General features: G+C 33.4%; 4 protein-coding genes. 1 reads left to right on the plus strand and 3 read right to left on the minus strand.

All coding sequences use genetic code 11. The features are described from left to right. The 3 genes from AC15TD_RS11765 to AC15TD_RS11775 all read right to left on the minus strand — a co-directional run. On the minus strand, nucleotides 1-1,094 hold a 1,094-nt coding region (locus AC15TD_RS11765; RefSeq protein WP_484452346.1), incomplete at its 3' end, for a RagB/SusD family nutrient uptake outer membrane protein. Between the two features lie 19 nt (nucleotides 1,095-1,113). Next, nucleotides 1,114-4,236 carry a SusC/RagA family TonB-linked outer membrane protein gene (locus AC15TD_RS11770; protein ID WP_484452347.1) on the minus strand — a complete coding sequence of 1,041 codons (3,123 nt, stop codon included), beginning with the start codon at nucleotides 4,234-4,236 and terminating at the stop codon, nucleotides 1,114-1,116. 31 nt (nucleotides 4,237-4,267) lie between these two features. Further along, complete coding sequence (locus AC15TD_RS11775) at nucleotides 4,268-5,407, minus strand: PKD domain-containing protein (protein WP_484452348.1); 1,140 nt, start codon at nucleotides 5,405-5,407, stop codon at nucleotides 4,268-4,270. Between the two features lie 429 nt (nucleotides 5,408-5,836). Between AC15TD_RS11775 and AC15TD_RS11780 the strand changes: the two genes are divergently transcribed. Next, nucleotides 5,837-7,185: ligand-binding sensor domain-containing protein (locus tag AC15TD_RS11780; RefSeq protein ID WP_484452349.1), on the plus strand; the 1,349-nt coding region annotated here is incomplete at its 3' end.

The raw sequence follows: 7,185 nt of genomic DNA on the forward strand, positions 1-7,185 counted from the left end.
GCATATCCTCGAGTTTCTGGATTTGGATCATGCCTCCATTTATAAGCGTAATAAAAACCATCATTTGTTGGTTCCGTATTTCCTTCTGCATCTATTACCATATAGTCTACCACATTACGATCTCTCCTAACATCTCCTTCGGCATATGAGTTATATAATTCTGGCATGGCACGACATATTGAATATGAAATTGTGTTGGTATAATTTCCTGGAGGTCCAGACCAGGTTGCAACTTCTCCACCTTCGTTAGCGGTTGCAATATACTCTGCACTAAAAATATATTCTACTCCATGTTCATTCTCTAATTCAAATACATCACTATAGATCGGTTCAAGAGCATAAGGACCATTATCAATAACATCTTTTGCATATACAGCCGATTTTGAAGCTGCAGTAGCATCGTTTAGAGGCTCACCTGACATTTGTAAATAAACCTTTGCTAAATATGATTTAGCTGCAAATTTAGATGCTCTTCCTGGTTCATTTATAACTGGAATGTTTTCTTCTGCAACTTTTAAATCACTTACAATCAATTCATAGGTCTCTGCCAAGGAACTTCTTATATTTCTAAATTCATTTAAATTTGTATCCTCAGTTATAATAGGTACGCCTCCGTAATAACGGGCTAGTTGGAAATAATAAAATGCTCTTAAAAAACTTGCTTCTCCTAGAATTCTTTGTTTTGTAGCCTCAGGCATTGTAACATTAGTGTTTTTAATTTTTCCAATGACAACATTACACCTATTTATACCAACATATTGCTGTTCCCAAACAGCATTTGGTATCCTAGAAAAAGAAGTAAAGGTATAATTACCTATCTCTTTACCAGTTGCATCCCAAAACCCTTGATTCACATACATTTCATCAGTTCCTGCACGTCCCATCATCAATAGCCCTTTGAAATACGTACCAAAACCTCTATCACCTTGATGAACAGCAATTGGATCATAAGCCCCAACAAGAGCTAAATCAAAATCTTCAGGGGTAGCAAAGAAATTAGCTAATTCTAGATTGCTTTTAGGAGCAATGTCTAGTTGATCTTCACAAGAAGAAAACAAAATAATTGAAAATATAATTAATACTAAATTTTTCATAGTTAAATAATTTTAATTGTTAAAAATGAACGTTTAAACCCATCAAGAATGTTGTAGCTCTTGGAAATGCACCATTATCAAATCCTTGGACAAATGGAGCACCGCCTAGGTTTGATGAAACTTCAGGGTCAAATCCTGAATAATTTGTAAACAAAGCTAAATTATTGCCTGCAACATATACTTTGGCACTTTTAATTTTAAGTGCTGACGTTATTTTAGATGGTAAATTGTAGCCTAATCTTACTGTTTGTAAACGGACAAATGAGCCATCCTCAATTAAATAATCCGCTGGTCTTAAAGAAGGTACTCTTGCATATTGCGTATTATTTGGAGTCTCTGGAGTCCATCGATCTAGCCAAACTGAAGAATGATTACCACCTCCTCCAGGGAATGATGCGATTCTTGTATTAGTTGCATTAAATATATCATTACCAAAGGAATATTGAAACACAACATCTAGTTCAACTCCTTTATAAGAGAAACTGTTACTCCATGAACCAAAAACATCAGCCAATGTATTACCAATCACAGATCGGTCAAATCCATCAATTGCACCGTCATTGTTTACATCTTTGTACTTAATATCACCAGGTTGCTCACCAGCCCCAGCTGTAGCTACTCCAGCTGCTGGAGTTCCATCTGGATTAAAATCACCTGGTAAATATATACCATCCGTTGTATAGCCAAAAAGATCATTTATTGAGCCTCCAACTTGCAGAATAATCTCATCTGTATTAATTGCGTCAAAATTAACATCAATAAAAATAGGTTCTCCATCATTACCTAAAGCATTAATTGTATTTGTTTGAGTACTAAAATTAAATTTTGTATTCCAACCAAAGCCACTTTTAGTAGTTAATGCATAATCAATGGAAAACTCAATACCGCTATTTTCTATTTCACCAATATTAAACCATCCTTCAGAAAATCCTGTAGAAATACTTACAGGTGTTCGTAATAAGAGATCAGTAGTTTTTTTTATATAATAATCAGCTGTAATATTAAGTGAATTATCAAATAATCCAAGATCTATACCTGCATTAGTTTGTGTTGTAGTCTCCCATGAAAGATCTTGATTTTCTAAATTTTGAGGACTGGCTCCATTAACAGAAGCTCCGTTAAACGTATAATTAGAAAATTGTTGATCAAGTAAAGCACCCTGAACTGGTACACTAGCGTTACCAACTTGTCCAACACTTGCTCTTAATTTTAAATTTGATATAAGTTCTGAATCTTTGAGAAACTCTTCATTATGAACGTTCCATGCCAAGGCTCCTGCATAAAAGTCACCCCATTTATCTTTTTGAAATCTTGAAGTACCATCTCTACGATATGATCCAGTAAGAAGAAAACGATTATCGAATGAATAATTTGCTCTAGCATAATAGGACACTAAGAGTAGCTCATCAGCAGAAGATGACGCTAAAAATTCTCCTGCTCCCTGAAGCGAATTATAACCTAGAGTCTCGTTTTGAAAATCTCTTCCTTCAGTTCTATTAAACTCACTTTGGTTTTTTTGGTAAGAAAATCCTGTTACCAAATTAACACTATGCTTATCAATTACTTTTGATAAAGTAAAGTAATTTTCACTTAAAAGATTCTTTGAATTAATATTTGCTTGAACAGCAACTCCATTATTTAATTGACCCCATGGTGTATCTGTAGAATAAAATTGCTGATCTTTAAGATTGTAAATATCAAGTCCAAAAGTAGTTTTAAAAGATAGCCAATCCAAGAATTTGAAATCTGCATATAAATTACTAACAGTACGGTTAATATTTTTGTCCAACTGCGTCTTTTCAGCTACGTTATCAGGTCGACCTATACTTGAATTTAGAATATTATCCATTTGAAGCTGAGGCACTCCAGCTCTTCTAAAATAAGCTTGAGTATCGGTGTTAAATAAATCAAACGGACTTGTACTTACTGAATTAAGTACAATACCAATAGCAGTCCCTTCTCTACCATCAGTAGGAACTCCGTTATTAACAATATTACTATAAGTCATACTTCCACCTACTGTAACTAAGTCATTAAATCTATGATCTACTGAAAAACGATTGGTGAATTTCTCAAAATTAGTTTCTATTAAAACAGACTCATTTTTATTATACGAAATTGATGCAGCATAATTTGTATTATCTGACCTTCCTTGTATAGATACGGAATGATTTTGCGTAATACCTGTTCTAAATATTCTATCTTGCCAATCAAAATTCATAGCATCTGGATTCTCAAAAACATATGGATCACCATCTGGAGATGTAAAAAGCCTGTTGGCTGGGTTGGTTTCTTGTTGATATTGTGCGTATCCAGAAAAATCCATGACATCCATCCTTTTGTTCATCTGCTGCACACCCATGTACGAACTATATGTTATGCCGGCTTCTCCTTTTCTCTTCCCTTTTTTAGTAGTAATCATAATGACTCCGTTAGCGCCACGATTACCATAAATTGCGGTAGCAGATGCATCTTTTAATACTTCTATTGTTGCAACATCATCGGGATTAACAAATGCAAATGGACTTATTTGCCCAGAAAATGCTTCTAAATTCCCACCACCTGAAGTTGAGACATCACTAATAGGGAAACCATCAATAACAATTAGAGGTTGCGAACTTCCACTAACAGAACTTATACCTCTAATGTTAATTTTTGTTGCAGCTCCTGGTTGTCCACCAGTTGTACTAATAGATAAACCAGTTGCTTGACCTTGCAGTGCATCCTCAATATTTGTAATAGGTCTAGACTCTAAAACTTTGCTGTTTATTGAAGCTACTGCTCCCGTAACGTCTGCACGACTTTGTGACCCATACCCAATAACCACAACCTCATCAATTGACTCCAGAGAAGGCTCCATTGTGACATTAATTGTAGTTTTTCCTTCTATATTTATGTCTTGAGTCAAGTATCCGATATACGAATACTCAAGTATTCCTGAGGAAGCGGTATCTATTGAATAATTACCATCAAAATCAGAAGCTACTCCTTTCTGAGTCCCTTTTACTATGATATTTACGCCTGGTAATGGCACCCCATTTTCATCTGTAACTTTTCCTGTGATTTTTGTTTGCGAGTAAATCATACTAGTAAATAGTAATGATACCACAAACAATATATATTTAATTGTATTGATTTTCATGTTGCTTATATTTTGTGTTTTGTTCATTTTTCTATTCGACAATTTTTACAGATATTTCATCAATATAAACTTTGCTATTAGTAGCCCCTCCCAAAATAATATCGGGAAAAAAGTTAGTTCTACTATTCCCGTCGTCAGGAATACTAATTTGAATAGAAACTTTTGTCCAAGTAGTGGTAATATTAAATGGAAGAGAAGTTCCTGAAATTGGATAATACTCTGAATAACCTTCTGGCGTATCACCAGCGGTGAATGCCCCACTCCATTCAGGTAAATGATTGACTCCTCGAAACACATCTAATCGTATTGGTGCATCAGCTTTAACGTACATACTAAGCGTATAATCCTTTCCATTTTCTAAAGCTATCCTGTTATTTGGGAAATCACGACCTATAATTTGTCCCCAACCCCAAGCACCTTCAAAATTAACTATTGAAGTATAATTAGTTCCATTTGCCCCACCAGCCTCTGCGGTATAAGGAAATCCAGAACCATTCCATGTTTGCCAATCAACAACGGCACCAGTTTCAAAATCACCATTCAAACAGAGTTCAGGAGGACCAACCTGAACTAAGTCAACTTTCTCAACTGAGGCAACGCTTCCATCTAATGCCCTAGTTACCGTTAATGAAATAGTAACAGGTTTGTTAACATTAAATGTTACTGTTGGGTTTTGTTCAGTTGAGGTTGCCGGTGTGCCACCTTCAAACTCCCAGCTCCATGAAGTAGCATCACCAATTGTTACATCTGTAAATGTTACAGTCTCACCAACTTTTATCTTGGTTTCTGATGCAGTAAAATCTGCAATGAGCACAGGAAACACTGAAATAGCAAATTCCATTGATTCTTTGGTTCCATCAAAATATTCTACTTCCAAAGTAGCTATTACTTCTCCTTCTTCTTCAAAAACAACGTCAACTTCAGGTATATCTGAAGTTGCAGGAGTACCACCTGGGAAAGTCCAGACTCTATTTTCAACTCCAAGAGAGAGATCAATAAATTTTACTTCAGCTCCATTTGCCACTGTTTTATCAGTTGAAACTGTTGCTAAAAATTCTTTTGTTCTACTCTCAATGTTTGCATCATTTTCGTCACATGATGTAAATACGAATAATCCTATTAAAGCATAAAGTAAATACCTTAACGGATGGCATTTTAATAATTCTTTCATAATTGCATAAATTTAGTTTTAGTTTTAAATTGGTTTTTTGTTTTATTCACTAATACTCAATGAATGAAAATTTGTTTAATTTCACTGATTGCCTAATATTAAAATCAAATTTAAATAGTTTATAACTAAACCGTTATCAGTAATGTAACATCAATCACATATAATGTAACAATATTGTATTTTTTCAAATGTAGCATCGGCGCAATAATCTTGAGATTTGATACTAATTGATGTGTCATAATATTTCTCAATCTAACTTATCCTGATATGTAACATTTTTAGCACTTGATGTAACATCTATTGTTTCTCTCAGTAATTATTGAAACTTTTTTTTAGCTTTGTTAAACAACTGCCTTTTATCTTTATTAATTATGATTGGATAACTCCTATCATCTCATTAAAATACACTAAGTAAGTCACAATTTTAAAATGAAAACACTAAAGGAAAACCGCCATATTCTGATATTATGGTTAATTTTTTTTATCCATGTCTTTACGTTTCAAAATTCTTTACACGCACAAGAGCTACAATTTAAAACTCTAACAGTAAACAATGGACTTACACAGCACGATGTAAGTTGTATAATACAAGATAGTTTTGGTTTTATTTGGGTTGGAACTTATGACGGTTTAAACAGATACGATGGTTTTAAAGTATTAAATTTTTCACATAAAACGGGAGACATTGAAAGCCTATCAAGTAATCGAATAATCTGTTTATTTGAAGACTCTAAGAAAAGAATATGGATTGGTACTGACGGCAATGGGCTGAATTACTACTCATTACTAACAGAAAAATTTGTAAGGGTCAATACCCCTCCAGGATTTAACCTAATAAATGATATTTCTGAAAATGTTAATGGTGATGTATTTATCGCGACAGGGAATGGTTTACTCAAAATAATTGATGAAGAAGGAAAACCAACAGCAGAAATCGTTCAACTTCCTTTAACTGGTTTAAGCATTAATAAGATTTTAATAACTAGTGATAACTCTTTTTACTTTGCAACAAACACGGGTATATGGGTGTGGAAAAATAATAATTGCACTCAACTTAAAGAAATAGAAAACGAACAATATTCAGATTTAATTGAAGATAAAAACCATAATATATTGGTGGGTGGCTATAGAAGCTTAATTGTAATAAAACATCGAGATAACACTATAGTCGTAGATGAAATTGATGAATTTTCTGAAAACGTCATTACTTCGCTTTGTACATCTAATGATGGTAATATTTGGATTGGAACTTTAAATTCTGGACTTTTTAAAGTAGATGTCTCTAATTATGAAATTGAGAAAAATTATACTTCAAGTTTTTTTGAAGAGCGAAGTTTGTTAAGCAACACCGTTTTATCACTCTTTTTAGATAATACGAATACCTTATGGATTGGCAACCGTCAAGGGCTTTGTTATACGAATCTTTCGCAAAAAAAATTTAATAGCATTCCTTTTGAAGAATCAACTAAACTTCTGCAAAACATAAACATTAGTACCCTGATGTTAGATGATGATTACCTTTATTATGGTGTTCAAAATGAAGGTTGTTTTCAATATTCATTCAAAAATAAAAACACTCAAAGAATTAATACAGAGGTCAATTTTGATCCGCTTTACCTTACTAAAATTAAGGAAACAGTTTTTATCGGAACAGATATAGGTTTATTTTTAAAAGACAAAAATGATTTGTATTTAAGACAAGATAAATTAATTACTAGGCATGATCCTATTTTCCCACTAGAAGTTTCTTCAATATGTGAAGATGGAAACAGCCACAT

Source organism: Yeosuana sp. (assembly GCF_057126245.1).

Coding starts and splice junctions, on each gene's coding strand:
- AC15TD_RS11775 (WP_484452348.1), bottom strand. CDS start 5,407: ATGAAAGAATTATTAAAATGCCATCCGTTAAGGTATTTACTTTATGCT.
- AC15TD_RS11770 (WP_484452347.1), bottom strand. CDS start 4,236: ATGAAAATCAATACAATTAAATATATATTGTTTGTGGTATCATTACTA.